The following is a 25,190-nucleotide window of genomic DNA, read 5'->3' on the forward strand; positions in this document are numbered from 1 at the left end:
CAAGCGGTTGTTCATATCCTTAGCTATACAGAGTTTGGAGAGGTGTGAGCAGATTGCAACCGAAAGTCGCGTATTTCTCAGCAGAGTTTGGTTTGGACGAGTCGCTTCCGATCTATTCCGGGGGCTTAGGCATCCTCGCGGGTGACCATGTGAAGGCGGCGAATGACTTGGGATTGCCGCTGGTCGGGGTCGGCGTGCTCTACCGCCGTGGGTATTTCCAACAGCGCATCCACGGCGATGGCAGCCAAGAAGCGCTCTACCCGCAGATCGACCCGGCGCAACTTCCTGTGCAGGCCGTGGTGGACGGAACTGGTCAGCCGCTGTACGTGGCAGTTCCTTTTGGCAACCGCATCGTCAACTTGCGCGTCTGGCAAGCGAACGCAGGCCGTGTTCCGATCTACCTGATGGACGCGGACAATGACCGCAACACCGACCACGACCGCCGCTTGACCGACCGTCTGTACGGCGGTGACCAAGAGACGCGGATCGCGCATGAGATCATCCTCGGGATCGGCGGTGTGCGCGTGTTGCGGGCGATCGGGTTCGAGCCGGATGTGTGGCATATGAACGAAGGGCATGTGGCGTTCCTCGCTCTGGAGCGCATCCGCGAGTATTCTGCACAAGGAGTTGCGTTTGAGACAGCGTTGGAAGCGGTGAAGGCGAGCACGGTGTTCACCACGCATACGCCAGTTCCCGCCGGGCATGACCAGTTTTCATTTGAACTGATGGATCGCTACTTGGGCGATTATTTCTGGCAACTGGGTGCCGATCGAGACAAGATCCTCGGCCTCGGTCGCTACAACGACAAATTCAACATGACCCGTCTCGCCGTGCAGACCTCCGCCAAAGTCAACGGTGTCTCCAAATTGCATGCCGCAGTGACGAAGGAGCTGTTCCACAAGTGGAGCCCCGACATCCCGACACAGGATGTCCCGGTCGACGCGGTCACCAACGGTGTACATACCGCGACATGGCTGAGTCCGGAACTGCGCGAACTCTACAACCAACACCTCGTCTACAACTGGGAGCGCCATGTCGCGGACCCGCTGACGTGGGTGAAACTGGAGGGCATCCCCGACGAGCAGATCTGGGAAGCGCATCAAGCCGCCAAGCAGCGCATGACCGACCGACTCTCCCTGCCGAATCTGCAAGCGGTGCTGACCATCGGGTTCGCACGGCGGTTTGCAACCTACAAGCGGGCCTATCTGCTGTTCCAAGACCTCGACCGTCTGGAGCGCATCGTCAACCATCCAGATCACCCGGTCGCGTTCGTTTTTGCAGGCAAGGCGCACCCGGCCGACCATCCAGGGCAAGAATTGATCCGGCGCATCGCCGAAGTGTCACAGATGGAAGCGTTCAAAGGGCGCGTGTTGCTCGTCGAAAACTACGACATGAACATCGGGCGGCACTTGGTGCAAGGTGTGGACGTCTGGCTGAACACCCCGGTCAAGCCGATGGAAGCCAGCGGCACATCTGGGATCAAAGCGGCGCTCAACGGGGTGCCGAATTGCTCCGTGCTCGATGGGTGGTGGGACGAAGGGTACAACGGCGAGAACGGCTGGGCGATCGAAGGCAAGACAGCGGGCGGACGCGGGTATCAGGATTGGATCGATGGCGAGACGTTGTATCGGTTGCTGGAAACGGAGATCGCGCCGCTGTACTACCGCCGCGGCGAGGGGCAAGTCCCGCACGAGTGGGTCACGATGATGAAAAACTCGATCCGCACGATCACGCCGGAGTTCAGCACCGCGCGGATGGTCAGCGACTACTGGAACAAAGCCTATGTGCCCGTGGCGAAGCGTGGGGCGCGGTTCACCGCCAACCACCTGCAAGTCGCCCAGCGGGTCGGCGCGTATAAGCAGTTCGTTCGCAACGCGTGGGATCGCGTGTACATCCAAGACATCCACCTGCTGCCACACGCAGAGGGAACGCTGGTGCAAGCGAGGGTGCGGCTCGGGAAGATCTGGCATGCCGATGTGCGCGTGGAAGGCGTCGGGTCTGATGGGCAGGGCGGGATCTGGAAGCAAGAACTGCGCCCGGTGACCGAGTATACCAAGGGCGAGTATCTCTATGAAGGCGTGTACGGCAACCGGATCGAAGTCTGGCGTCAGAACAACGCCAATGTGCGCGTCGTGCCCGTTTCACCGGACTTTTGCAACGACTACGAGCTGGAGCTGACGTGCTGGGGGACGCATTGGCGGTAGCATCGAGGGAAAAAGTGACGAGTCGCTTGCGACTTCGTCACTTTTTTTCATGTCGAACGAGAGAAAGTTTCTGCTCGATTCGCAACGATTCGACATGGGTTTTGGATGGATTTGGGAACGGGTTGTGGATGAGAGCGAATTCACGTGTCGAAACGTGGTTGTTGGGGGCGCATGGCGTGTTTTTTGTCACAAAGGAATCTCGGGCAGATTCACGAACTCTAGCCATATCAAGCAATGCACACGTTACTCACGCTGGAGGAGACCATGAACGTGAACTCAGAACACACGATGTGGATGGAGATTGTACAACGACTCGAAGCGGGTGCGATGCAGTCCGAAGTCGCTCGGGCTTACGGCATGTCCCGCGGGAAGTTCAGATATCGGTTGGCACGATTCTTAGAAGCATCTGGCATCGAACTCGTCGTCGCGAACACGACGCAGGATGCAACAAGCGCTGCACGGGCTGAACTCGCCCTTGCGATGTCAGAAGTCGCGGCGACGGTGGAGGGCGCAAACACGACCACCATCGCCCCAACAGCATCCGACAAGCCGGAACCATCGCCTGCAAAGTCCCTCTCCCAACGGAACCTCGACATTCCGTTGGTCGATCTCAGCTTGCGCGATGCTTCGCTCGTGGAGGAGAGCTGGAACCGTGCGCACGGGCTGAACCGACTGGTCGCGATGGTCAAGGAGCCGCGCACCCTGTTCACGTATTGGGAGATCAACGAGTCTCGCAAGCACTTGATCCAAGCACACTTTCGCGCCGACTGGAGCCAGCTTCCGTTCTGCCTCGTCGTGCATGATATCACCGACCTGCACTTCAACGGCACCAACGCGCACAACACGATCCGCATCGAGGTCAACCCGCGTGCGGAGAGCTGGTACATCCACGGGGTGACACCGGGCCGGCGGTATCAGATCGACTTTTGCACCCAGACGATCGCCGGTCAATTGTTCACGATCCTGCGCTCGAACATCGTGGAGACCCCGCCGCTCCCGCCCGCTCACCATCAGGAGCCGCTGTTGAAATTCGGTACGATCCACCAAGAGACGCCAGAATACCTGCGTGCCAAGGACGCCCAGCTTGCCCCGGCCTCCTTGCAAGCAGAACCGTGGCATGACCAGTTCACGGGCTACAACCTCGCGGAAGGCAAGACCTCCGGGGAAGGAGATCAGAACTAATGGTAAAAGGCTACCTCGCCCTCGTCCTGCACGCCCACCTGCCCTATGTTCGCCACCCGGAAAGCGAGGCGTATCTGGAGGAGCGTTGGCTGTTTGAAGGAATCACGGAAACCTACATCCCGCTCCTGCAAGTCTACCAAGGACTGCTGGCCGACGGCGTCGAGTTCCGCGTCACGATGTCGATCACGCCGACGCTGCTGTCGATGTTGACCGACCCGCTTTTGCAAAAACGCTACCTCAAGCACCTCTCGAAGCTGATCGAACTCGCGGAAAAGGAAGTCCTGCGCACCGAGAAGGAAGCTCCGCAGTTCAACGGTCTCGCTTTTAAATACTTGAACCGCTTCACCTCCCTGCGCGAGTTCTACTTGCGTTACGATGGCAACCTGATCACCGCCTTTCGCGAGCTGCAAGACCTTGGGAAACTGGAGATTATCACGTCGGCGGCGACCCATGCGTTTTTGCCAAACGTGTTGACGGAGGAAGCCATTCGCGCCCAACTGCAAACCGCCGTCGATCTGCACACCGAACACTTTGGCCGGGCACCGCAAGGAATCTGGTTGCCGGAGTGCGGCTTCGCGCCGGAGTTGGATCGATTGTTGAAGGCGTGTGGCCTGCGCTATTTCTTCACCGATGCACATGGCGTGACGACCGCCGACCCGACTCCGGTGTTCGGCACGTATTCTCCCGTGCTGACCCCGCATGGTGTGGCGGCGTTCCCGCGCGATGTGGAGTCTTCGAAACAAGTGTGGAGTTCGCAGGAAGGCTACCCTGGGGACTTCGATTACCGCGAGTATTACCGCGATATCGGGCACGACCTGCCGTATGAGGACATCAAAGACTACATCCACGAGGACGGCATCCGTCTGAACACCGGGATCAAGTACTTCCGCATCACCGGCTCCGATCAGAAGCAACCCTACAACCCGCAATGGGCACGGGAAAAAGCGACCCAACACGCGGGCAACTTCCTGTTCAACCGCGAAAAGCAAGTGGAGCATTACGCGCACCACATGGGTCGGCGTCCGCTGATCGTTGCGCCGTATGACGCGGAACTGTACGGACACTGGTGGTACGAAGGCCCGATGTGGCTGGACCTGCTCTTGCGCAAGATGCACGCCGACCAGACCACCGTCAAAGCGATCACACCGTCCGAATACCTCGGCCTCTACCCAGACTTCCAAGTCTGCCGCTTGCCGATGTCTTCGTGGGGGAGGGGTGGCTATGCGGATGTCTGGTTGCGCGGCGAGAACGATTGGATCTACCCGGCCTTGCATCGTATGGAGCGTCAGATGGTCGAGCTGGCGAACTCTTTTGTCGTGCCGTCTGACACACAACGCCGTGCGCTCAACCAAGCGGCGCGCGAGTTGATGTTGGCGCAGAGCAGCGACTGGGCGTTCATCATGGACAACAAAACGATGGTCGATTACGCGGTCAAACGCACCAAGCACCACGTCAACCGCTTCGATGCGCTCGCTGGCATGCTGACGAAGGGCAAGATCAACGAACCGTGGCTGGCCAAGCTCGAAGCGCTCGACGCTATTTTCCCGGAACTAAAATTCGAAGTCTACCGCTCGAAGCATCAGACCAACCGCTGGGACGAGCAAGCGAATTCACGGGCCGCGAACGAGACCGATGGACAAGCGATGCTGCGAGAAGGTATCCAAGTCGATTCGCATGGTTTGCATCTGGAGGCGAACAGTACCTCCGCGCAATTGAGGTGGGATGCTGATGCCAAGCCAGCCGCCGCCGTGCATCGCCCACGCGTGCTCATGCTCTCGTGGGAATTCCCGCCGCTGACCATCGGGGGTCTCTCGCGGCACGTGTATGACCTGACGCGCTACCTCGTGAAAAACGGCTGGGACGTCCACGTCGTCACCACCGAAGTGGAAAACGCACCGCACGAGGAAGTGGTCGAGGGGGTACATGTACACCGCGTTCACGTCATGAAGCCGGATGGTCTGGAATTCGTACACTGGGCGTTCCAACTCAATCTGATGATGATCGACACCGTGCAGGCGCTGACCGCCGCAGGTCTGACGTTCGACTTGATCCATGCGCACGACTGGCTGGTCACCTACGCCGCCGAATCGGTGAAAAAACAAGCGAACGTCCCGCTCGTCTCGACGATCCATGCGACGGAACACGGGCGCAACCACGGCATCCACAGCGATTTGCAAGGCTACATCCACGTGCTGGAATGGAAGCTCACCTACGAGTCGCAGCGCGTGATCCTCTGCAGTTCGTACATGCAACGCGAAGTCGAGCAGATCTTCGAACTCCCGTCGCACAAACTCGATGTCATCCCGAACGGTGTCGATCCAGAGCTGCTGCAACCGTCTGCCAGTGGAGAATCGCGCCCGGACGGACGCCTCGTCATGTTCGTGGGCCGCTTGGTGCGGGAAAAAGGCGTTCATACGCTGTTGAACGCCATCCCCTCGATTCTTGCGGAGTTCCCAGACACTGCGTTTGTGATCGCCGGCAAGGGGCCAGCGATGTCAGCCCTCCAAGAACAAGCCCGCGGTATGGGAATCGCGGACAAGGTTCGGTTCGCCGGGTTCATCAGCGACGAGGAGCGCAATTCGCTGTTCCAAGCGGCAGATGTTGCGGTGTTCCCGAGCCTGTACGAACCGTTTGGCATCGTCGCGCTGGAAGCGATGGCGGCCCAGACGCCCGTGGTCGTCTCGGATGTCGGGGGTCTGGGGGATGTCGTTTCGCACGGACACAACGGGTTGAAGATGTACCCGGACGATGCCCACTCGCTTTCCTTGCAAGTGCGTGATCTGCTTCGAGATCCGGCGTATGGGGAACGTCTGGCTCAGACCGCACTGCAGGAGATCGACCGTTACAACTGGAACTCCATCGCCCAGCAGACGACGGCGGTGTATCGCAAGGCCTTGGGGATGGACGAACACCCGCCGACGATGAGCGTGAACGAAGCGGCGGTTGCGCGGGAGTAGCACGTCAGCGAGGAGAGAGGGACGCCGTCCGCCGGGAAAGCGGAGAGGCTCCATGCTAGTGGATGAGCACGAACACCTGAGAGGAGCTTGCCCGTATGAAAGCTGTGATCATGGCCGGGGGTCAAGGCACACGCCTGCGCCCGTTGACGAATCGAATGCCGAAACCGATGGTCCCCTTGTTGGACCGCCCGTGCATGGAGTACATCATCGACCTGCTGAAAAGCCACGGAATCACCGAGATCGCCGTCACGTTGCAATACCTGCCACAAGTGATCCAGCACCACTTCGGTGACGGCTCCTCCTCTGGTGTGCGGCTGCATTACTTTGAAGAGACCACCCCGCTCGGGACGGCCGGAAGTGTGAAAAACGCCTCCGACTTCCTCGATGAGACGTTCCTCGTGATCAGCGGGGATGCCTTGACCGACTTCGACCTCACGAATGCGATTCAAAAGCATCGCGAGTGTGCGGCGCTCGGCACGATGATGCTCACCGAAGTGGAAGACCCGACGCGCTTTGGCGTGGTCACGACGGACGAGCGGGGGCGGATTGCGCGCTTTCAGGAAAAGCCGGCTTGGGACGAGGTCTTCAGCCATACGGTCAACACCGGGATCTACATTCTGGAGCCGCAGATTCTGACGTTGATCGAGCCGGGGGTCGTCTACGATTTCAGCAAGCAACTGTTCCCGTCGATGTTGGAGCAGGGGTTGCCGCTTTACGGATTCGTAGGGGAGGGCTACTGGTCGGACATCGGAACCCCCGAGCAGTATCGCGAGACACAGGTGGACATGATCTACGGACGCGTCAACGTCGACCTCCGCGCAGGGACGGCTGTGGCCCAGACGGGTTGAGGACGATGCCCAGTTGAGAAAAAACAGGAGTTCGACCGACCCGTCGAACTCCTGTTTTTTGTGAGCAACAGACCGTGCGGGCCTAGACGGGTAGGCGTACAGGCACCAATCCGTCCCTTTTTGCTTATCATGAGGTTATCCAACCCCATTCGCGGTACAGAATGGTCGTAGAAGGGAGAGATGACCCCATGAAAGCTCTGCACGACCTGTTGGAGGCGATGCGCCTGCCCAATGGGGCCTATGTGGCCAGCCCCTCCAGCGACTATTCCTATGTTTGGATTCGCGACATCGCCTATACGGTGCTGCCGTATCTGCACAGCGATTGCGGACGGTATGAAGCGGCTTATCATGCCTTGCTCGACCTGTTCCGGAAATACGAGTGGAAGATCGACATTCACACCCGCCAGAAACCGGTGCTCCCATACGAATACATCCACGCTCGCTACTCCGTCGATCTCAGCGAGGTTCCTACTCCGTGGGGACACGCACAGAACGACTCGATCGGTTTGTTCCTCTGGGGCGTCGGGGAGGGAGTCCGGCACGGCAAGCGCATCCTGCGCGACCGCCGCGACCACGACATCCTGCAGAAGATCGTTTACTACCTCGGTTGCCTGCAATATTGGCAGGAAGCGGACAACGGCATCTGGGAGGAGAACGTCGAAGTCCACGCCTCCTCCGTCGGGGCTTGTGTCGCTGGTTTGAAAGCGGTCTCACTGCTCGTCAACGTCCCGCAGGAATGGATACAAAAAGGGGAGGAGACCTTGAGACATCTCCTCCCCCGCGAGAGCCACACCAAGGAAACCGACCTCGCGCTGCTCTCCTTGATCTACCCGTACCAAGTCGTCAACCGCGCGACGGCGTTGCGAATTCTGGGCGACGTCACGCAGAAGTTGGAACGCACACACGGCGTGATCCGCTACCAACAGGATCGCTATTACAACGAAGGGAGCGAAGCGGAGTGGTGCTTCGGCTTCCCGTGGCTAGGACTGTGCTATGCGGAGCTGGGGGATCGCCAGAAAGTCGAGCACTACTGGGCCAAGACGATCGGTCTGCTGGAGGCCAACCACGGCCAGATGCCGGAGCTCTACATCGGCGGCACGAACCAACCCAACGGCAACAACCCACTGGCTTGGGCGGTTTCGATGGCGCTCCTGCTCCACGAACACATCCAACCTGCCAGCCCTACCTCGCAATATGCAAAAAAAGGGACAAGCGCCTAGGCGACTGTCCCTTTTTTTCATGGTGACTGTATGTGCGTAGATTACTCGACAATACCTTGTTGGCTATCTTCGGTGACTTCAAGCCACTCGTCGAGTACTTTCTTGTCCAAGACGCGCGCTGTGATCATCACTTGCTGCTTTTCGTTGAAGATCGTCGTCCAGTCCGCGCCGGAACCTTCGGCGATGCGGACAGCCATCAAGAGACCCGCCCACGCCGCATGACGCTTATACCAGAAAAATGTTTGCTGCTCCATCATGTAGGGATATAAGTCGTCAAACGAGGTATGCTTGCAAGCTAGAGTGCGATCCAACTCTTCCTTTGCTTCGATCACGTACTTTAAAACGTCAAATGACATGGGTTCTCCCTCCTTATCTTCTCTCTTCATGATACAGCAAGCAGACCCTTATGGGGAAGTGTCAACTTTCGGTGATCTCTGGTAACTCTGGATGAATCCTCAGAAGTTACCTACATTTTTACGTTAAATCAAGGTCAGCACCAGCGAGGACAGTCCCAAGCAGGTGGCGATCAGGTAGAGGAACACGACCGCTTGCTTCTGGTTGAGCCCGCGATCCATCAAGCGGTGATGGGCATGGGTGCGATCCGGCGAATAGATTGGTTTGCCGTTGAGCGCACGGCGGATCGTGACGTAGAACGCGTCAAAAATCGGCAGGCCGAGCGCCAACATCGGCACGAGGACCGATGCGATCGTGATCGACTTGAACGCGCCGAGGATGGAGATCGCCGCCAGCAGGAAGCCGAGGAACATCGACCCGGTGTCACCCATGATGATCTTCGCCGGGAAAAAGTTGTGGCGCAGGTAGCCAAGCGTGGTGCCGACCAAGGTGGCGGTCAACAAGGCGGTCGTCGTCTGGCCCATCAGCAGTGTGACGACCAACAGCGTCGAACCGGCGATCGCCGCGACACCGCCCGCCAATCCATCGATGCCATCGAGGAAGTTGAAGGCATTGATCACGCCGACCACCCAGAGCACCGTCAGCACTTGTCCCAGAATCGGGTTGAAGGTCAGGTAGCCGATATCTCCAAACGGGATGTTCACGCCGTGAACGACGGTTCCGGTCAGGATCAGCGACAGGGAGGCGACGATCTGGCCGAGGAACTTCGGCAGGGCCGGGAAGTCCTTGCCATGTGTCTTCGCATAGTCGTCGAGGAAGCCGACGACCACGAGGACGAGGATGCCGCCGAGGAGACCCCACAGCGTCAGGTCATCCTCCAAGTTGTTGCCATATTGCCAGATGAAAAAGCTCACGAACAGGACGAACACGACGATCATGCCGAGCCCGCCCAGCATCGGGAGCGGTTCTTTTTGCTTCTTGCGCGCGTTGGGTTTGTCCACGTAGCCGTAGCGGAGCGCGATCTTGCGGAACATCGCGACGCTTAGATAACTGAGCAGCGCGGAAGCCAACATCACCCACAGGACATTCACAGGGGTTCCTCCCCGAATTCTAGAATTTACTCACTCTCCCTATTGTCGTACCGACTGTCGAACGCTGTCAAGGAAACTTTTTCCCCAGAATGTGGTACAGTAGGGAAAACAGGCTCTTGCGGAGGTAGATACAACGTATGGTGTGGAGCGATTGGATCATCGGACTGATCGGAGCGAGTGTGATCGCCGGACTGGCCTATGGCAAGCGGTCGTTGTCGTTGAGCGGTCTGTTCGCAGCGGTCGTGGTCGGGACGGTGCTGTATGCGTTGGGCAATTTGGCGTGGTTCGGCACGTTGATCGCGTTTTTCCTGTCCTCGACGGTGCTCTCCAAATTCAAGCAACGGGCGAAGGCTGGTGTAGAAGCCACGTATGAAAAATCGGGCCGGCGCGATGCCGGGCAAGTCTTCGCCAACGGTGGGATCGCGGTGTTGCTATGCATAGGACATTACTTCGTCCCACACCCTGCGTGGTGGGCCGCGTTCATCGGGGTGATGGCCACGGTCAACGCCGACACGTGGGCGACAGAGATCGGCGGCCTCAGCAAGTCGCAGCCGCGTTCGATCCTGACGTTGAAAAAAGTCCCGACCGGCACCTCCGGCGGGATCTCCACACTCGGGACGCTGGCGACGATGGCAGGCGGGATGTTCATCGGCTTGTGCGCGTGGTTGCTGTCGATCGGGTTTGATGCGCTCCATGTCGGATTCGGGTGGTTCCTGCTGACTGGGCTGGTCGCGGGCACGATCGGCTCGCTGACCGATTCGATCATCGGAGCGAAGTGGCAATGGATGCAGCGCTGCGTCGTCTGCGCCAAGGACGTGGAAGCGAAAACGCACTGCAGCACCCCGACCTCTGCGGGACGCGGCGTGAAATGGATGAACAATGATGCAGTCAACCTCATCGCCTCCGTCGCCGGGGGCCTTGTGGCGATGTTGCTCGCAGGATACGCAACATGAAAAAGCCAACTTCCACAGGCGTGGAAGTTGGCTTTTTTCGACCACGAGCGATTCTACGCGGTGACTTCCTCGATCAGATCAAGGCGCAACAGCAGGTTGATGTACGCGAGTGTGAACGGAACGTCCCGCTGGTCTGCTTCCAACTCGGTGAGCCGGATCGCTTCTGCGAGCGTGCGTTTGCCGTCGAGGTAATAGAGGAGCAGCACGCGCGGATTGTCTGTCGCGGCTTGTTCCACAGCAGCCCACGCTTCGCGTTCGTCGAGGGTGAGTTGGCAGAGGAAGCCTGGGAGATCGATGGGGCCGATGTGGCGACGGCGGTACACGTTGTGCAGGAGCGGGTTGGCAAGCTCTGTCGTGCTGGCGGCGATCTCCGCTCGTGTGGACGCCGTTGCGCGGGTCAGCCCTTCTAGTTCGCTGTGGAAGTGCTCATGGACCAACTCCACCAAGCGGACTTTCTGGGCGACTTCCTGTTGCCAATGCGCCAATTGTTCGGTTCGCACCAACCGTTGCAACGAGTAGAGGTCGGCAATCTTGCACTCGCGAAGCCATGTCAGGCGCTCCAATCCCAACTGAGCCTCGATCCAGCCTTCGCGCACACTGCGCACTTGTACTTCCAGCTCTGTGCTGAATTGCGCCGCCATCCGACTGCTCAGCGCCAGCACATCGTCCAACTCGGCGTTCGCCACCCAGTGCAGATACGTCGCCGCCGTCGTCGCGACACGCCCCATCATCTGCGGGCTGAGATTGTCGACCGTATCCCAGGAGGTGTGGTAAAACTTATCCGGCCATGTGATCATCATCGGGCAGGGGATGCCTACAGTCGGGTCGCTGAGGATGTAATGGTCGCTCCCTGCTGAGAACGGCGTCAACAGGTGGTTGGTCAGCGAATAGCCAAATGTCCGGTTGAAGTCGCGGCAATCCTCTGCCGCCAACTCCCAGATGCCATGCGCCAACTCCGCTGTATAGGAGGGGAGTGAACGGCTGGACTTCACCACGGTCAGCGGCCCACCGCTTTTGGCAGGATCTGCTCCGACCATGTCGAGATTCAAAGCCGCGACCGTCCGCCCCAGTCGCTCCTGCCGGTGGTTGATGTAGGCGTGCGTCCCCGTGAACTCGGGCATCAGCAAAAAGCGAATCCCCCGCCGAGGCTTTTGAATCTGCCCTTCGCGAATCAAGCGCTGCAACGTGCGCGCCGTCTCCAAGAGCACACTTGGCCCTGACGCGTTGTCATTGCCGCCCGGTTTCGGGTGGCAGAGGTGGCTGATCAGCAGCACTTCCTCATCGGTCTCGCCGGGGATGAAGGCTTCGACATTTTCAATTTCGCCTTCCACCAACTCCGCATCGACGCGGGCATGGAGGTGGACGGGACCCTTTTGGCAGAGCGCCCGCAGTTCGTCGCCGACGCGCGGGGAGACGGCAAAACCAAACGAAGTGACACGCTCGTCATACCACCAGAAGGACGTGTATTGAACCGCATCGACCAAGTCCTCTCGCGTGCGCAGCGGGGGGAATTCGGTCATGTTGTCGGTCACGAGCCCGACGGCACCGAACTTTTCGACCGCCAATTGGTGGATGCGCATCTGGGGGCCGCGGGCGAGCACGATCTTGCCGCGCACGTCGAGCCCCGCATAGCCGGATTCCTCGGTGGCATTTTCCACCAGCACCAATTCCGTTGTGATCCCTTCCGGCGGCGTGGAGGTGCTGCGTTGGATGAGGGAGAGTTCTAGCTCTGTGTAGCGCGCCAAGCGCTTTTTCGTCGGAGCGAGCAGGGTCAGCTCACCCTCGCGACACCGCCACTCGCGGAAGGAACGGGAGTTGCCAAAGTACACATCAGGTGCGGCTTGGTAGGTCACGATCTCTGCGTCCAACCCGTATTCGAGCAGGCGGTTCACGCAATACTGGGCGGCCTCGCGGTAGCCGGGTGAGGCTTGGATGCGATGGTGGTTGGACAGGACGCGGGCGTGGTTGAGCGCCGCTTCGCCAGAGACTTCCGCTTGGAACGGAGCCAGCCATTTTTGGTACATCAGTCGGTATCCCCCTCGTGTTGAGTTCTATAGAACGAATATATTGTAAATTCAGGAGAAAAGCACGTCGATGGCAGTAGAAAAAAGGCACCAGAAAAAAAGGCAGCAGGACTGTACCTGCTACCTTTTTTCCCATTCCGATCTGAGCATCGAGAACATGATGTGATCGACATAGTGGTCGTAGAGCCATTCGCGCTGGCGGAGCACGCCTTCGCGGGTGAAGCCGAGGCGGGTGGGGATGGCTTGGCTCTTGTGATTCTCGGTCGCGACGCGAATCTCCACACGGTTGAGACCATGCTCAACGAATGCGAGGCGGCAGAGTTCCTGCGTGGCGAGCGACATCAGTCCGCGGCCGGTGAATTCCTCGCCAAGCCAGTACCCGATGCTGGTCATCTTGTTGTTCCAGTCAAAAAAGTGGTAGCCGATCATGCCGGCAATTTGCCCTTTCCAGAGGATGACGTATTCACTGCCATGCTTGGTTTCGTGCTGTTGGATGCGGCTCTGGAGGAACTGAGCCGTATCCTGTGGCGATTGGCTGTAGTCGACAAAGGGCAACCACTCGCGCAAGTGCGCTCGATTTCGGTCGAGCAGGGCGTAGATCTCTTCAGCGTCTTGCAAGTCAACTAGGCGCAACTCTGCACCTTCATGTAAGAGAATGGAAGTCTTCATGCTTCCATCATACTAGCAGGGCTTGTGAATGCCAAGTTCCCAGACCCATTTTTGCAACCTCTGACATATGGTAAGAAAAAGGAGATGAGCAAGCATGACCACCCGTCCGATTCTCGGCGTGATCACCACGTCCGTCCCGTCCCAGAACGACCCGCGCAGCCGTGCTTCCTATACGCCAAAAGCCGTCTGGTGCCAGTTGGCAAAAGCAGCCGTGGAGCAAGGACTCACGCTCTGTCTGTTTCGCCCGGAGGATTTGTTGCCGACCAAGGGAGCTGTCGTCGGCTATGTATCGGTCGGGGGGACGTGGACCCGCACGCAGACACCGTTGCCCGACATCGTCTACGAAAACGTCTATGTCCATCTCGCGACCAAGCCGGACGTGCGCGCAGCGAGGCGCTTTTTCCGCGATCGGGGGACGCCCTTGTTCAACCCGAGGCTTGGCAACAAGCACGAGTTGGCCGAGTGGATTCGCCAGGACAGGGCACTTTGGCAGCACCACCCGGAGACTGAATTGCTCGTGGAAGCGCAACAGGTTTTTCAGATGCTCGAACGCTACGAGCGCGTCTACCTGAAACCACTTCATGGCAGCTCCGGGCAGGGCATCCTCGAGATCGCGCCTTACCACCAGCAGCGCTTCTCCGTGCGGGCCGCCAAGTTCAGCAATACCAAGCAGCCGCTCGATGTCGCGATGACGCGCACTGAACTGGTGCGCTTGATTCGCCGCGAGTGCAAGCGCCGTCCCTTTCTCCTGCAACAAGGTGTGGAGTTGATCCACATCGACAAAGGCAAAGTCGACTTGCGCACCCATCTGCAACGCAATCGCCGTGGCAAGTGGGAGCAGGTGGCGCTCGTCGTCAAGCGTGGGCGTCCGAACTCGATCGTCAGCAACTATCATGCGGGTGGATCACGCCATGACTGGAAGTGGCTGGAGGAGGCGGTGCGGGGCGAACGGACCCGTCTCCCCAAACTAGACGAAGTGTTCGACCTCTCCGAACGTATCGCCCGATCCTATACGGAAAAAGCACCTCGTCTCGCGGCTCTGGGGCTTGATCTCGGTCTTGATCGACAGGGGAAACTCTGGCTGCTCGACGTCAACGCGCGCCCCGGTCGCAACATCCTCGACGCCGACCAAGTGGCACGTTGTGCCGAATTGCACGCTGAATTCGCTGCTTACTTGCTAGAACGCTAGCGAAAAACCCCGCTCCGCTCTGGAGGTCGGGGTTCTTTTTGGTGATTTGTTACTTTTATTCGGAAGTTGTATTGTCTATGGACATTTGACTAATTTGGGTGGACAATAAGTGTAGTTCGAAAATAGTGAAGGGATGTGAATTCATGAAATTTAAGTTTCAGAAGCTTTTTTCTGAGTACTTGGAGATGCATGAGAACCAGACCAATCGTTGGTTGCACGTGATCTCGATGACGTTAGGCTGGTGCTTGTTCTGGTATGGGCTGTTTACGTTGCAACCGCTGCTGTGGCTGTTGATACCGATCACCTACATCCCGGCGATCAGCGGACATTTTCTCTTTGAGCACAACCAGCCGACGTTCGCGAAATTTATTCAGCAAAACGGCTGGGATTGGAAAGGTCTGCTCCTGATGGCGGTCGTGGAAGAGGTCTGTGTGTTTCTGATGGCACTTGAACAGATCGGTCTGGTCAAGTTGCCGCGTGCGCGGAAGCAACGCCGCGTCTACTAAGCAAGGGGGGTCTCACTTGAAACAATCGCACGAACTCCCGTTTCTCGTGCGTCTCTACTGTCTGCTGTCACTGTCCCGTCTGCGGACAGGTTTCCCCTCCGCGCTCTCCTTCGTAGTGGGGTGGATGGGAACGAATACAGCGAGCCCATTTCATAGTTCGATTCTGGCACATCCATTTCTATTCGCTCTGGGGTGGCTGCTCAGCTTCTTCTCCGGCACGGTTGTCAACCTCGGCAACACCGTCTCCGATCTGCGCGAAGACAAAGTCAACCTCCCACACCGCGTCAAGATCGCCCGAATCTACGGCCTGCGGCGGTTGTTGCGCGTCAACAACTGGATGTCACTCCTCATGATTGTGCTGGCCTGCCTCACCTTGAACCTCGCCTTCTCCCTCTTTATGATCTTGGCGGTCTGGCTGATGAACCAATATTCATTCCCACCTTGTCGCTTCAAGCGCCACCCGTTTCTCTCACTGATCAATTTTTCCTGTGCCATCTCATTTCCCTTTGGGTACGCCTACCTGATGCAGACGGGCGGCTCTGTCGCACCCTCGAACGAATGGATCTGGCTGTGCCTGTTGTGTACGATCTTTTTCGGGTTGTTTGGCACAGCCAAAAACCTTCAAGACTATGACGGGGACAAGGCGGCTGGCATCCGCACCACCGCCACGATGTTTCGAACCAAAAAAGCAGCCGTGCTTTTTGTGGCGGTCTGCATCACCTCGACCCCACTGTTGTTCATCCTCCCGATTCTGCTCGGCGCGTTCCCGCCTACGGTGTGGATCGTCCCGTTGTGGAGCGTGTTTATCTGCCCGATGATGATGCTGAAATACAAGCACCGTCACAACCCAGCGATGTTGAAAACGGCACAGTCCATTTTCTTTCTCTACCCGGTCTTTTTCATGGCCTCCCTCGGCCTGATCCTCGATCCCTCTTGGACGATGTTCTGTGCGATCGGTGTGCACGCCTGCGCGTTCCTGCTGTTCGAGCGCCTCGGTCTCGACGCTCGCATGCCGCGCAGTTACCGCAACGTGATGAGGCTCCTCGATGAATCGACATCCAACGCCCAAGGACCCGCCATCTTTAAATAGGAAGAGAGACCGCTTGCATCGGCCGACGTGGGTCTAGCGGTTGGTGGTTTTTGTTTTTTTGGGTATACTTGTATGTTGAGAAGGAGGAGTCAGACCTTATGAAACTGTTAGTGATCAATGTACTCGTAGGCGCTGTCATCGGTCTGTTTACGAACTGGCTGGCGATTGTGATGTTATTTCGACCGTGGACGGAGAAAAAGGTCTTCGGCAAACGCTTGCCGTTTACACCGGGGCTGATCCCATCCCGCCAGTCTGATCTGGCGGAAAAACTCGGCGAGATCGTCGAGCACGATCTGCTGACCCCAGAGGGAGTCGCAAAGTCACTCGGCCGCCCGGCGTTGGAATTTGCCGTCAAGCGGTCGGTGATCCAAGCGGTTAGCAAGACCTTGAACGAAGCCCCGACCCTTGGCATGCTGAGCCGCCGGATGTTCGGGGACACTGCACAGGAGCGGATCGAGACGGTTTTGGTGCAGCAGATCATCTCCTTTTTACAACAAGGGGAAGGTCGAGCCCGAGTTGCTTCGATGGCTGATGCGCTGTTCGACCACCTGCGCGAGACGTTGTCTGACGGGGAAGTTCGCCGCAACCTCGTCGCCGGTTTTGCCGATCCGTTGCACGCACAGCTGACGGCAGGTACGACGACGTGGCAACAAGTGCTGCCTGAAAGCGCCCGCGATTTGGTCGAGGACCGTCTGCGAGCACAAGTTGAGCCCTTGTTGGACGGGCTTGCCCGCTGGATGGAGGAGCCGGTGTTCGTGGATGCGATCGCCCGGATGCTGACAGAGAAAGTCGAGAGTATCCCGTTGATCGGGTCGATGGCCAAGTCGTTCCTCACGCCAGAGCGCGTGTCGTCCGATATCGTGCCGCGCCTGCAATCGGTGGTGCAATCTGCGTCGGTGCAAGAGCTCGCACAGGACAAGCTGCACCACATGCTCAGCAGCTTCTGGGAGCAACCGGTTGGCCGCTACCTCGGCAAACTGTCGACAGCAGACTTCAACAGCCTGTTGGAAAAAATCTTGGAGACCCTGCTCGACCAAGCGCTCGACGAAAACGCTGCGACCCGCTCGCAGTTCCGCAGCCTCGTCGTGAACGGGTTGCTTGCAGGAGCCAGCGAACACACGATCGGCGATCTGTTGCGTCGTGTGCTGGGTGGTGTGATGGAGTTCGACGTGCGCAACCTGTATGTTCAACATACGGAGACGGTCGATCGCTTGATCGGACAACTCTGGCATTACCTGCGCGACCAGATGATCGACGCACTGCCAGAACTGCTAGAAGCGCTCTCTGTGCGCCAGATCGTGCAGGAGCAAGTGGAATCCTATCCGATCCCCACATTGGAGAAATTGGTGCTCTCCGTCGTGAACAAGGAAGTCAAGATGATCACCTACTTAGGCGGAATCCTCGGGGCTTTGATCGGATTGATACAAGCCTTGGTCTCTAGACTGTAAACCTCGCATAAATTGATTCGAACTCTACAATTTGGCAGGAGGATCGAAGCGATGAACAATCCATATGACAGAGCGCACGAATTGGCGCGGGCGATCCGTGAGAGTGAGGAATTTCGCATCTTGGTGGCGAAAAAGAACGAGGTAGACACGAATCTCCAAGCGAAAAAGCTCCTCGATGACTTCCGCCGCCGCCAATGGGAATTGGAAACTCGGCGGCTGATGGGGGAGGAGATCACGGAGCAGGACACTCTGGCGTTCCAGCGGATGCAAGACGTGGTCCACCAACATACGACGTTGCGCGAATATCTCGAAATGGAATATCGCTTCAGTGTGCTGTATTCGGACATTCATAAAATTCTCGGCGAAGCAGTTCGCTCTGTGATCAACGCGCCGGAGAGTGTCTAACAACGACCAGCCAACCATCGGAGGGAACCTAACACAATGAAACTGACCTACCACGGACACTCGACCTTTGTCGTCGAAGCGGACGGCAAGCGTGTAATCATCGATCCATTCCTCGAACACAACCCGAGCGCAACCATCAAGCCGTCCGATGTGAAAGTCGATGCTGTGCTGCTGACTCATGCACACTTTGACCACATCGCGGACGCACTGCCGATTGCACTGGCCAACGATTGCCCGATCATCGCCAACTTCGAGTTGGCGAACCACTTCGAGAAGCTGGGGGCCAAAACGCACGGCCTCGGGCAGGGCGGAGGTTTTGATTTTGACTTTGGCCGCGTGAAATTGACGCTGGCCTTCCACGGCGCAGGTCTAGACATGCCAAATGGAGAGGTCGTATATGGCGGTGCTCCAGCAGGCATCTTGCTGACAATCGGTGACAAGACGCTGTACCACGCTGGGGACACGGGGTTATTTGGCGACATGAAATGGATCGGGGAATTAAACAAGCTCGACGCGGCGTTGTTGCCGATCGGGGACAACTACACGATGGGCCCAGACGATGCGGTGCTGGCTGCGACGTGGTTGAAAGCGGGTGTGACGATCCCGATGCACTACAACACGTTCCCGGTGATTCAGCAGGACCCACATGCGTTCGCGAAACGCTTGGGTGAGTTCGGGCTGGAGGGGGCAGTGCTCACATCTGGCGCCTCCATCGAGATCTAATCGTGTACACAAAAAAGGGCCTCCGCGAGGGAGGCCCTTTTTTTCTTAGTGATGCGCGACGAGGTTGACCATGACGCGAGCCAGCGCGTGACGGTCTTCTTCGCCGGATACACGCCACATTTCGGCGAGCAGGCGCTCTTGTTCGTTTTTCGGATCGACCTTGTCTGCGAGGTATTCCCCAACGCGGAATGCAACGCTGTCGACTTTGTCATGGGACATGCCGGCCTCCACTGCTTGGCTCACACGGTCGCCTAGGAACTCTTTCCATTGTTCGAAGTTGCTCAGTACGGACATCGAGATCCCTCCTCCGAAGTTTTGGCTGGAATGGTAGTGCACGAAATATAGAATGCCTCCGCGAGGCCCAAGATATGCAGTTATCGAGCTGTAAGGTTGCTGTAATCGTGCCGTAACAAAGTTAGGATATGATAGACCTACATCGACAAAACCCCCTTTTCGAGTGACCCTTACAGGTCACCGTTTTTTTTGGCCTCAGCTGCATAGTCAGCGGGACAAGAGCATATCTTGTACCAATCGATGGGGACCAAGAGGGGGATTCGAACTTGCAACGGAAACACACGATGCGTGCGTTTGTCTATCTGACCGTGGGCTTGGCGATGTTGTTTTACGCCTTGCCGCGCGTGCCTGATGTGACGATGGATATCCGCGGAGTCTTTACGATCTCGTGGTTGGCGTTTGCGATGCTGTTCATTGGCGCAAACTTATATTATCTGATCGGCGTGGACAAGGAACGTCAGATCCGCCGCCGTCGAAGCGATTGGCTGGCGCGCACCTTGCGCAACCTGCGTGAACCCACCAACTCCAAGACTTCTGGCAAGCGTAGATACATGAATTGATCGTACAGGAAAAAACGCACTCCGAAATGACGGGTGCGTTTTTCTGTTTTGTTGTATCATAAGAGTACCAGAACAGTCCGGAGGTTCGGCAATGACAACGAAGCACGAGCAGATCTTAACTTATATAGAAGCCTTGGAGGTCGGGAGCAAGATCTCCGTGCGGCAGATCGCGAAGGCGATGGAAGTCAGTGAGGGCACCGCCTACCGCGCGATCAAGGATGCCGAGGCGCGAGGCATCGTCTCCACGATCGAGCGGGTCGGCACGGTGCGCATCGAAAAGCAGCAAAAGAAAAACATCGAGCGCCTGACCTTTGCCGAAGTGGTCAACATCGTCGAGGGTACGGTGCTGGGCGGACGAGCGGGCTTGCACAAGACGCTCTCCAAGTTCGTGATCGGTGCGATGAAGATCGACGCGATGTTAAAGTACGTGGACGTCGATTCGCTGTTGATCGTGGGCAACCGTGAGACGGTACACAAAGCCTCGCTGGAGCACGGTGCAGCGGTGCTGATCACCGGGGGCTTCGACACATCAGACGAGGTCAAGGAGTTGGCGGACGCCTTGGCGTTGCCGCTGATCTCTTCGGCGTATGACACCTTCACCATCGCCACGTTGATCAACCGTGCCATCGACGACCGCCTGATCAAAAAGGAGATCCTGCTCGTCGAGGATTTGGTCAATCGGGACAAAGCTGAACCGGTTTCGTTGCATCTAGGAGACACGGTCGGTGATTGGCACCGCATGGTGGAGCAGACGGGGCATACGCGATTCCCGGTGATCGATCGGGATGGGAAGGTGCACGGGATCATCACATCCAAGGACGTGGCGGCTGTAGCAGGAGACCAGCTCTTGGAGCGTGTGATGACGAAAAGCCCGCGCACCGTCACGGGGCGGACCTCGGTCGCGTCGGCGGCACACACGATGATCTGGGAAGGAATCGAGTTGTTGCCCGTGGTGGAGCACCGCAAACTGGTGGGTGTGATCTCGCGACAGGATGTCTTGCGGGCCTTGCAGTACAACCAAAACCAACCGCAGGGGCAGACGATACAAGATCTGATCCTGAGCGGGTTTGAAGAGGCTCGCGAGGAGCGCAGCGTGCGGCTCTCCGGCGTGGTGACACCGATCATGACGAACCAGTTGGGATCGATCAACCCCGGTGTGCTGATGACCTTGATCAACGAAGCCGGGGAGTCCGCGATCCGGCGGTTGAAGAATTCGGACATGGTTGTGGAGAATGTAACGGTGTACTTTTTAAAACCGATCCAGATTGAGAGCCAAGTGTCCGTGGTGGCGACGGTGATCGACATTGGTCGGAAGTTTGGCAAGGTCGATGTGGAGATATACAGCGGGCATGATCTGATGGGCAAGGCGCTGTTGACGGCGCAGGTGTTGGAGCGTTAGTTAGGAGGTCAACTCGGATGAAACAGACGTGGACATTTCATGTAGAAAACTTCGGGAAAATCAAAGAGGCGAGCATCGAGGTTCGTCCGTTTATGATCTTTGCCGGGGAGAATAACTCGGGGAAGAGTTATCTCATGTCTTTGTTGTGGGGGCTATTACATGCAGGTCAAGAATTGTTTGTAGATATAGGTCCCGATACTGAAGAACTGAAACAGTGCGTAAGGTGGCTCGAAGAACGAATCGAGCAGTCTGAAGGCAGACCGTTCTCTTTTGACAACGAAGGTAATCGGAGATTTCTAGATTTGATAAATGTTGCTCTGGAGACAAGTAAAGACTGGCTGGTTAGCCGTATTTTCAATCGTAGGACGACGATCGGGCATATATCCATCGGTGCATTGACTCGCGAACCCTATCGGATTGAATTCAATACTTCTACTTCGTTATCCCTGACTATGGTGAATACAGAGAGGGCAGCCATACCGATCCCACAGCATTTTAAAGAGTTATCGCTTACTCGCAAAATTCAATTGTTGTTTGAGATCTGTAGTGGGTTCGTTTTTGGTGAATTGAGCTTGTCATTTGGAAGAGGTCCGAGCTACCTTCCAGCATCCAGAACCGGTTTTATGATGACGTATCGAACTTTAGTTCGCGATGCGATTCAACGTGGCTACGGGGGAGAGTTTTCTGAGGGGAATTCCAAACAGAGTACGACGTTGAACTGGCCGACCAATAACTTCCTACAAGACTTGGTTAGCCTTGATATTAATCTGGAAGCAAATTATGATTCCATTGCTGATTTTTTGGAACGTGAGGTATTGGAAGGAACGATTACGAGGGAAAATACCCCAGTTCCGATCTATCGTTATCAGCCTATAGATGGTTCTGATGTACTTCCGTTTCATGCGACATCTAGTTTGGTTTCAGAATTGGCACCATTGGTTCTCTTCCTTCGATCTGATATCAACTTGAAAGCACTGATTGTAGAGGAGCCGGAAGCCCACTTGCATTTGAAAATGCAACAGAAAATGGCAGTAGCCCTAGTTCGTCTCGTCAACGCTGGACTACCCGTATGGATCACGACCCATAGTGACACCATGTTTCAACAGTTGAACAATCTAATCAAGTTGTATAACAACAGGGATCGGGAACGTTTAGCGCAAGCATATGGATATTTGGAACAGGATTTTCTTGATTCTTCTAAAGTTAAGGCATATCAATTTAGTTCCATCGGCAGTCACACGGAAGTCGTGGAACTTCCTTTAACTTCCAGTGGTTACTCGATTCCGACATTTTCTGAAAGCATTAGGGAACAGACCATGCAAACCATTAAATTTATGGAGCTTGAACCAGATGAAGAAGATGACGAATGAGCCGATTATTGAACGTTTCAATTTGTGGATACAACCGGATCACTTTGAAATTGTAGAGAACCATGCGATTGTTGTAGAGCGAAAAAGGGATGAGCACGGCAAAGTAACACCCGAAATCGAAGCAGAGGTGCATTGTTTCTTCCCGTCAACACAAGTCATTCATCTGAAATTGTAAGGCAAGGAATGTACGCATCTTGTAAGCAAAAAATGTGTGGATGGAATCTTTGCGGTACAACAACAAGACGAAAGCTGGGTCTTGCATGTCATCGAATGCAAACGAACGATTAAGGAATCGAAGTGGAGAAAAGTAAAGTATCAGTTTGAAGCTTCGATTCTACGAGCAGTCGGGTTACTGGAAAGTTTAGGGATACAAGTGAAAAGTATCAAGTTGTATACGGCTGTACAGAATGACCTACTTTCGCTAAAGATCCAATCCGACCCCAACTTAGATCGGATGACCATTGAAGAGTGGAAAAGCTTGCCGATCGATGATCAGGAAATGATACATTATTTGGATTGGAATCATCCAGGTCTTGAATTATGGATACGGTCAGACCTTCCTCACGAGATTGTCCAATTGGATGAAGAGGGCCGGGCAGAAGTTCGACTTGAATGCTAAAAAAGTCCCCGCGAATTGCGGCGGACTTTTTTTGTCCACAAATTATACTACTCATTAATGTTATAATACTAGCAAAACACAAACAGGAGAGAAGAGAACCCTCTATGAAACGCAATTCCCTCTACCGCATCTCCACCATCGTCTTCATGTTCACCGGGTTCTTCCTCCGCGTGATCTGGTTTCAAAAGCGGAATCCGGGCAAGATGGACCCGGCGACCCAAGCGAAGTGGGAGGATCTGCTTCGCAAAATCGCCTTCACGTACAAGCGCAAATCCCTCCAACTCGAAGGACTGCTGATCAAGCTCGGCCAATTCCTCAGCGCCCGCGCAGATGTGGTGCCGCAGGTTGTCATCCAAGAGCTAACCGACCTCGTCGACCAAGTGCCCGCTGTGCCGTGGGATCTAGCCAAGCAGGTCCTCGAAAGCGAATGGGAGGCTCCCTATGGGAGTGTGTTGCATAAGATCAGTGAGAAGCCCGTCGCCTCCGCCTCGATCGGCGAAGTCTACAAAGCTTACTTGCACACGGGCGAGGAAGTCGCCGTGAAGATCCAACGCCCTGGCATTGAAAAAATCATCCGCGCTGACTTCCGCGCCATCCGCATCGTCTGCTGGCTGGCGGCGAAGTTCACCAAGATCGGCAAGACAGCCGACCTCCCCGCACTCTACCGCGAGATGACCTATGTGATCGGCGACGAGCTGAATTTCAAGCAAGAGTTGAAAAACGGCGAATACTTCGCCCAACGCTACCAAGACAACGCAGACCTCTACATCCCTCGTTACTATGGCGCGCACTGCACACGGCGCGTGTTGGTCATGGAGTGGATGGAGGGTGCGCGGATCAATGACTACGCCTATATGGAACAGCACGGAATCGATCGTGCAGAGATCGCCGTCAAGCTGTTCAATGCGGTGGCCGAGCAGTTGTTTTTTGAAGGCAAGTTTCACGCCGATCCGCATCCGGGCAATATCCTCGTCCAGCCGGACGGGCGGATCGTGCTGATCGACTTCGGGATGGTTGGCACGATCAAAAAGCAAGACGCAGCGCAGATACAAGGTGTGGTCGAAGGACTTGTGCTCAAGGATTTCAGCCGCGTCATCGAGAGCTTGGAGAAGTTGCGCTTTCTCCTCCCGCATGCCAACCGGAGCGAATTGGAGCGGGTGCTCGAGTTGGTCGTGCAGTTCTATGAGGACGAAGACATGGCGAACGTCGATTATGAACTTGTCCAGCACATCACCGATGACATCCAGAGCGTCATGCGCCAACAGCCGATCCAGTTGCCCAGCGAGTTTATTTTTCTCGGGCGGGCGGTCTCGACCTTTATCGGTGTGCTCTACGGGCTGAACCCGCAGATCGATCTGATGGAAGTCGGCAAGCCGATCATCAACGAGTGGTTGAGCAAAAACGGCGGTGATCAAGCAGGCGTTGGCGGAGGAAGTTCTGGGACGTGGAAAACGGTCCAGAAGTACGCGCTCGACATCGGGCGGCAGTTGCTCAAACTGCCGCGCCAACTCTCGGAGTCATTAGAAGAACCCCGCCGCCGTCGCGAGTGGGACAAGGTCAAGCAGAAAAACCAGTTCCTGCACGAAGTCTACACGTCGAGAAAGCGTTATGCGTTTGCGACGGCGCTCATGGGCCTCGCCGTCGCAGGGGTCGGGTATTATTTCGTAGCTGACCAGTACCTGCTCTGGGGCGGCGGTGGACTTGCGCTGGTGAGCGCCTTTTGGTATCGATCCAGCGCGGTCAAGCACCTGCGCTGGATCGAAGAACTCAAATAGGGAGCGTGAACAGAAATGGAAGAGCATGAAAAGCAAGAGCAAGAACAAACTTGCCAGACAGAATCCTGCTGTGGGTCGGACTGCAGTTGCAACTGCAACATCGAGGTCGAGCACCTCGAAGACGGCTACCGCGTCACCATTCGCGGGGACAAGGAAAAAGTCGAGAAACACCGCCGCGTCGCCGACGCCTACGTGAATTTCCTGAACGAGCAGAAAAAAGCACACACGTGGCTCCCTCTGCCGCTGCGCTGGCTCCTGCGTTGGTTCAACTGCTGCAAGTAGCGCAAAAAGCACCAAGTCCGCATCTGCG

Annotated in this window: 22 protein-coding genes and 1 pseudogene; 18 read left to right on the forward strand and 5 right to left on the reverse strand. The window is 56.6% G+C overall.

Annotated features, from left to right (window positions below; all coding sequences use genetic code 11):
- The first annotated feature begins 53 nt into the window (after positions 1–53).
- From glgP to C7459_RS08475, 5 genes and pseudogenes are all read left to right on the forward strand, one after another.
- Positions 54–2,204: an alpha-glucan family phosphorylase gene (glgP, locus tag C7459_RS08455; RefSeq protein ID WP_109688368.1), complete on the forward strand. Its 2,151-nt coding sequence runs from the start codon at positions 54–56 to the stop codon at positions 2,202–2,204.
- Between the two features lie 270 nt (positions 2,205–2,474).
- A complete protein-coding gene (locus C7459_RS08460) occupies positions 2,475–3,386 on the forward strand; it encodes a DUF4912 domain-containing protein (protein ID WP_170119369.1) in 912 nt (303 codons plus the stop codon).
- Entirely contained in the window at positions 3,386–6,343 is a 2,958-nt protein-coding gene (locus C7459_RS23815) for a 1,4-alpha-glucan branching protein domain-containing protein (protein WP_245884462.1), read from the forward strand. The genes C7459_RS08460 and C7459_RS23815 overlap by 1 nt, the downstream gene beginning before the upstream one ends.
- 95 nt (positions 6,344–6,438) lie before the next feature.
- Positions 6,439–7,164, forward strand: a pseudogene (locus C7459_RS08470) (nucleotidyltransferase family protein); the annotation flags it as partial.
- Positions 7,165–7,379: 215 nt separating this feature from the next.
- Entirely contained in the window at positions 7,380–8,411 is a 1,032-nt protein-coding gene (locus C7459_RS08475; RefSeq protein ID WP_109688374.1) for a glycoside hydrolase family 15 protein, read from the forward strand.
- A 41-nt stretch (positions 8,412–8,452) separates the two neighbouring features.
- On the opposite strand, the gene C7459_RS08480 is transcribed toward C7459_RS08475, so the two are convergent.
- Entirely contained in the window at positions 8,453–8,767 is a 315-nt protein-coding gene (locus C7459_RS08480; RefSeq protein ID WP_109688376.1) for a hypothetical protein, read from the reverse strand.
- Between the two features lie 123 nt (positions 8,768–8,890).
- Positions 8,891–9,856 carry a glycosyltransferase family 4 protein gene (locus C7459_RS08485; protein WP_245884464.1) on the reverse strand — a complete coding sequence of 322 codons (966 nt, stop codon included), beginning with the start codon at positions 9,854–9,856 and terminating at the stop codon, positions 8,891–8,893.
- 137 nt (positions 9,857–9,993) lie between these two features.
- On the opposite strand from C7459_RS08485, the gene C7459_RS08490 reads away from it, so the two are divergent.
- On the forward strand, positions 9,994–10,809 hold the full coding sequence (locus C7459_RS08490; protein ID WP_109688378.1) for a DUF92 domain-containing protein: 816 nt from the start codon (positions 9,994–9,996) through the stop codon (positions 10,807–10,809).
- Between the two features lie 53 nt (positions 10,810–10,862).
- Here C7459_RS08490 and C7459_RS08495 read toward each other — a convergent pair whose 3' ends face one another.
- Both C7459_RS08495 and C7459_RS08500 read right to left on the reverse strand, forming a co-directional pair.
- Positions 10,863–12,833, reverse strand: coding sequence for a DUF4910 domain-containing protein (locus C7459_RS08495; protein ID WP_109688380.1), 1,971 nt, complete (start codon positions 12,831–12,833; stop codon positions 10,863–10,865).
- 120 nt (positions 12,834–12,953) lie between these two features.
- On the reverse strand, positions 12,954–13,502 hold the full coding sequence (locus C7459_RS08500) for a GNAT family N-acetyltransferase (RefSeq protein WP_109688382.1): 549 nt from the start codon (positions 13,500–13,502) through the stop codon (positions 12,954–12,956).
- Positions 13,503–13,596: 94 nt separating this feature from the next.
- Here C7459_RS08500 and C7459_RS08505 point away from each other — a divergent pair, with 94 nt between their 5' ends.
- The 6 genes from C7459_RS08505 (at position 13,597) to C7459_RS08530 (ending at position 18,863) form a co-directional block, all read left to right on the forward strand.
- Positions 13,597–14,691: a YheC/YheD family endospore coat-associated protein gene (locus C7459_RS08505; protein ID WP_109688384.1), complete on the forward strand. Its 1,095-nt coding sequence runs from the start codon at positions 13,597–13,599 to the stop codon at positions 14,689–14,691.
- Positions 14,692–14,834: 143 nt separating this feature from the next.
- A complete protein-coding gene (locus C7459_RS08510) occupies positions 14,835–15,197 on the forward strand; it encodes an Mpo1-like protein (RefSeq protein WP_109688386.1) in 363 nt (120 codons plus the stop codon).
- Between the two features lie 16 nt (positions 15,198–15,213).
- Entirely contained in the window at positions 15,214–16,287 is a 1,074-nt protein-coding gene (locus C7459_RS08515; protein WP_109688388.1) for a UbiA family prenyltransferase, read from the forward strand.
- Between the two features lie 98 nt (positions 16,288–16,385).
- Positions 16,386–17,735, forward strand: a complete 1,350-nt coding sequence (locus C7459_RS08520) for a DUF445 family protein (RefSeq protein ID WP_109688390.1) — start codon at positions 16,386–16,388, stop codon at positions 17,733–17,735.
- 51 nt (positions 17,736–17,786) lie between these two features.
- Positions 17,787–18,140, forward strand: a complete 354-nt coding sequence (locus C7459_RS08525) for a YlbF/YmcA family competence regulator (RefSeq protein ID WP_109688392.1) — start codon at positions 17,787–17,789, stop codon at positions 18,138–18,140.
- Positions 18,141–18,176: 36 nt separating this feature from the next.
- Entirely contained in the window at positions 18,177–18,863 is a 687-nt protein-coding gene (locus C7459_RS08530; RefSeq protein ID WP_109688394.1) for a metal-dependent hydrolase, read from the forward strand.
- A gap of 45 nt (positions 18,864–18,908) precedes the next feature.
- Here the strand turns inward: C7459_RS08530 and C7459_RS08535 are convergent, their stop codons facing one another.
- Positions 18,909–19,157, reverse strand: a complete 249-nt coding sequence (locus C7459_RS08535) for a DUF3243 domain-containing protein (protein ID WP_109688396.1) — start codon at positions 19,155–19,157, stop codon at positions 18,909–18,911.
- A gap of 266 nt (positions 19,158–19,423) precedes the next feature.
- Here C7459_RS08535 and C7459_RS08540 point away from each other — a divergent pair, with 266 nt between their 5' ends.
- The 6 genes from C7459_RS08540 to C7459_RS08570 all read left to right on the forward strand — a co-directional run bounded on the left by C7459_RS08540 (position 19,424) and on the right by C7459_RS08570 (position 25,162).
- On the forward strand, positions 19,424–19,717 hold the full coding sequence (locus C7459_RS08540; protein WP_109688398.1) for a hypothetical protein: 294 nt from the start codon (positions 19,424–19,426) through the stop codon (positions 19,715–19,717).
- 91 nt (positions 19,718–19,808) lie between these two features.
- Positions 19,809–21,116 carry a DRTGG domain-containing protein gene (locus tag C7459_RS08545; protein WP_109688400.1) on the forward strand — a complete coding sequence of 436 codons (1,308 nt, stop codon included), beginning with the start codon at positions 19,809–19,811 and terminating at the stop codon, positions 21,114–21,116.
- 17 nt (positions 21,117–21,133) lie between these two features.
- On the forward strand, positions 21,134–22,486 hold the full coding sequence (locus C7459_RS08550) for an AAA family ATPase (protein WP_109688402.1): 1,353 nt from the start codon (positions 21,134–21,136) through the stop codon (positions 22,484–22,486).
- A complete protein-coding gene (locus tag C7459_RS08555) occupies positions 22,467–22,661 on the forward strand; it encodes a hypothetical protein (protein ID WP_109688404.1) in 195 nt (64 codons plus the stop codon). Before C7459_RS08550 ends, C7459_RS08555 begins: the two co-directional genes overlap by 20 nt.
- Before the next feature lie 548 nt (positions 22,662–23,209).
- Positions 23,210–24,880 carry an ABC1 kinase family protein gene (locus C7459_RS08565; protein WP_170119370.1) on the forward strand — a complete coding sequence of 557 codons (1,671 nt, stop codon included), beginning with the start codon at positions 23,210–23,212 and terminating at the stop codon, positions 24,878–24,880.
- A gap of 15 nt (positions 24,881–24,895) precedes the next feature.
- Complete coding sequence (locus C7459_RS08570; RefSeq protein WP_109688410.1) at positions 24,896–25,162, forward strand: hypothetical protein; 267 nt, start codon at positions 24,896–24,898, stop codon at positions 25,160–25,162.
- The last annotated feature ends 28 nt before the right edge of the window (positions 25,163–25,190 follow it).

It is taken from the genome of Tumebacillus permanentifrigoris (assembly GCF_003148565.1).
Taxonomy (GTDB): domain Bacteria; phylum Bacillota; class Bacilli; order Tumebacillales; family Tumebacillaceae; genus Tumebacillus; species Tumebacillus permanentifrigoris.

Excerpts from the sequence above, each read along its gene's own strand:
- C7459_RS08555 (WP_109688404.1), top strand. The coding sequence starts at position 22,467 with ATGAAGAAGATGACGAATGAGCCGATTATTGAACGTTTCAATTTGTGG.
- C7459_RS08480 (WP_109688376.1), bottom strand. The coding sequence starts at position 8,767 with ATGTCATTTGACGTTTTAAAGTACGTGATCGAAGCAAAGGAAGAGTTG.
- C7459_RS08535 (WP_109688396.1), bottom strand. The coding sequence starts at position 19,157 with ATGTCCGTACTGAGCAACTTCGAACAATGGAAAGAGTTCCTAGGCGAC.
- C7459_RS08520 (WP_109688390.1), top strand. The coding sequence starts at position 16,386 with ATGAAACTGTTAGTGATCAATGTACTCGTAGGCGCTGTCATCGGTCTG.
- C7459_RS08475 (WP_109688374.1), top strand. The coding sequence starts at position 7,380 with ATGAAAGCTCTGCACGACCTGTTGGAGGCGATGCGCCTGCCCAATGGG.
- C7459_RS08505 (WP_109688384.1), top strand. The coding sequence starts at position 13,597 with ATGACCACCCGTCCGATTCTCGGCGTGATCACCACGTCCGTCCCGTCC.
- C7459_RS08545 (WP_109688400.1), top strand. The coding sequence starts at position 19,809 with ATGACAACGAAGCACGAGCAGATCTTAACTTATATAGAAGCCTTGGAG.
- C7459_RS08525 (WP_109688392.1), top strand. The coding sequence starts at position 17,787 with ATGAACAATCCATATGACAGAGCGCACGAATTGGCGCGGGCGATCCGT.
- C7459_RS08510 (WP_109688386.1), top strand. The coding sequence starts at position 14,835 with ATGAAATTTAAGTTTCAGAAGCTTTTTTCTGAGTACTTGGAGATGCAT.
- C7459_RS08570 (WP_109688410.1), top strand. The coding sequence starts at position 24,896 with ATGGAAGAGCATGAAAAGCAAGAGCAAGAACAAACTTGCCAGACAGAA.
- C7459_RS08550 (WP_109688402.1), top strand. The coding sequence starts at position 21,134 with ATGAAACAGACGTGGACATTTCATGTAGAAAACTTCGGGAAAATCAAA.
- C7459_RS08530 (WP_109688394.1), top strand. The coding sequence starts at position 18,177 with ATGAAACTGACCTACCACGGACACTCGACCTTTGTCGTCGAAGCGGAC.
- C7459_RS08565 (WP_170119370.1), top strand. The coding sequence starts at position 23,210 with ATGAAACGCAATTCCCTCTACCGCATCTCCACCATCGTCTTCATGTTC.
- C7459_RS08490 (WP_109688378.1), top strand. The coding sequence starts at position 9,994 with ATGGTGTGGAGCGATTGGATCATCGGACTGATCGGAGCGAGTGTGATC.
- C7459_RS23815 (WP_245884462.1), top strand. The coding sequence starts at position 3,386 with ATGGTAAAAGGCTACCTCGCCCTCGTCCTGCACGCCCACCTGCCCTAT.
- C7459_RS08495 (WP_109688380.1), bottom strand. The coding sequence starts at position 12,833 with ATGTACCAAAAATGGCTGGCTCCGTTCCAAGCGGAAGTCTCTGGCGAA.
- C7459_RS08500 (WP_109688382.1), bottom strand. The coding sequence starts at position 13,502 with ATGAAGACTTCCATTCTCTTACATGAAGGTGCAGAGTTGCGCCTAGTT.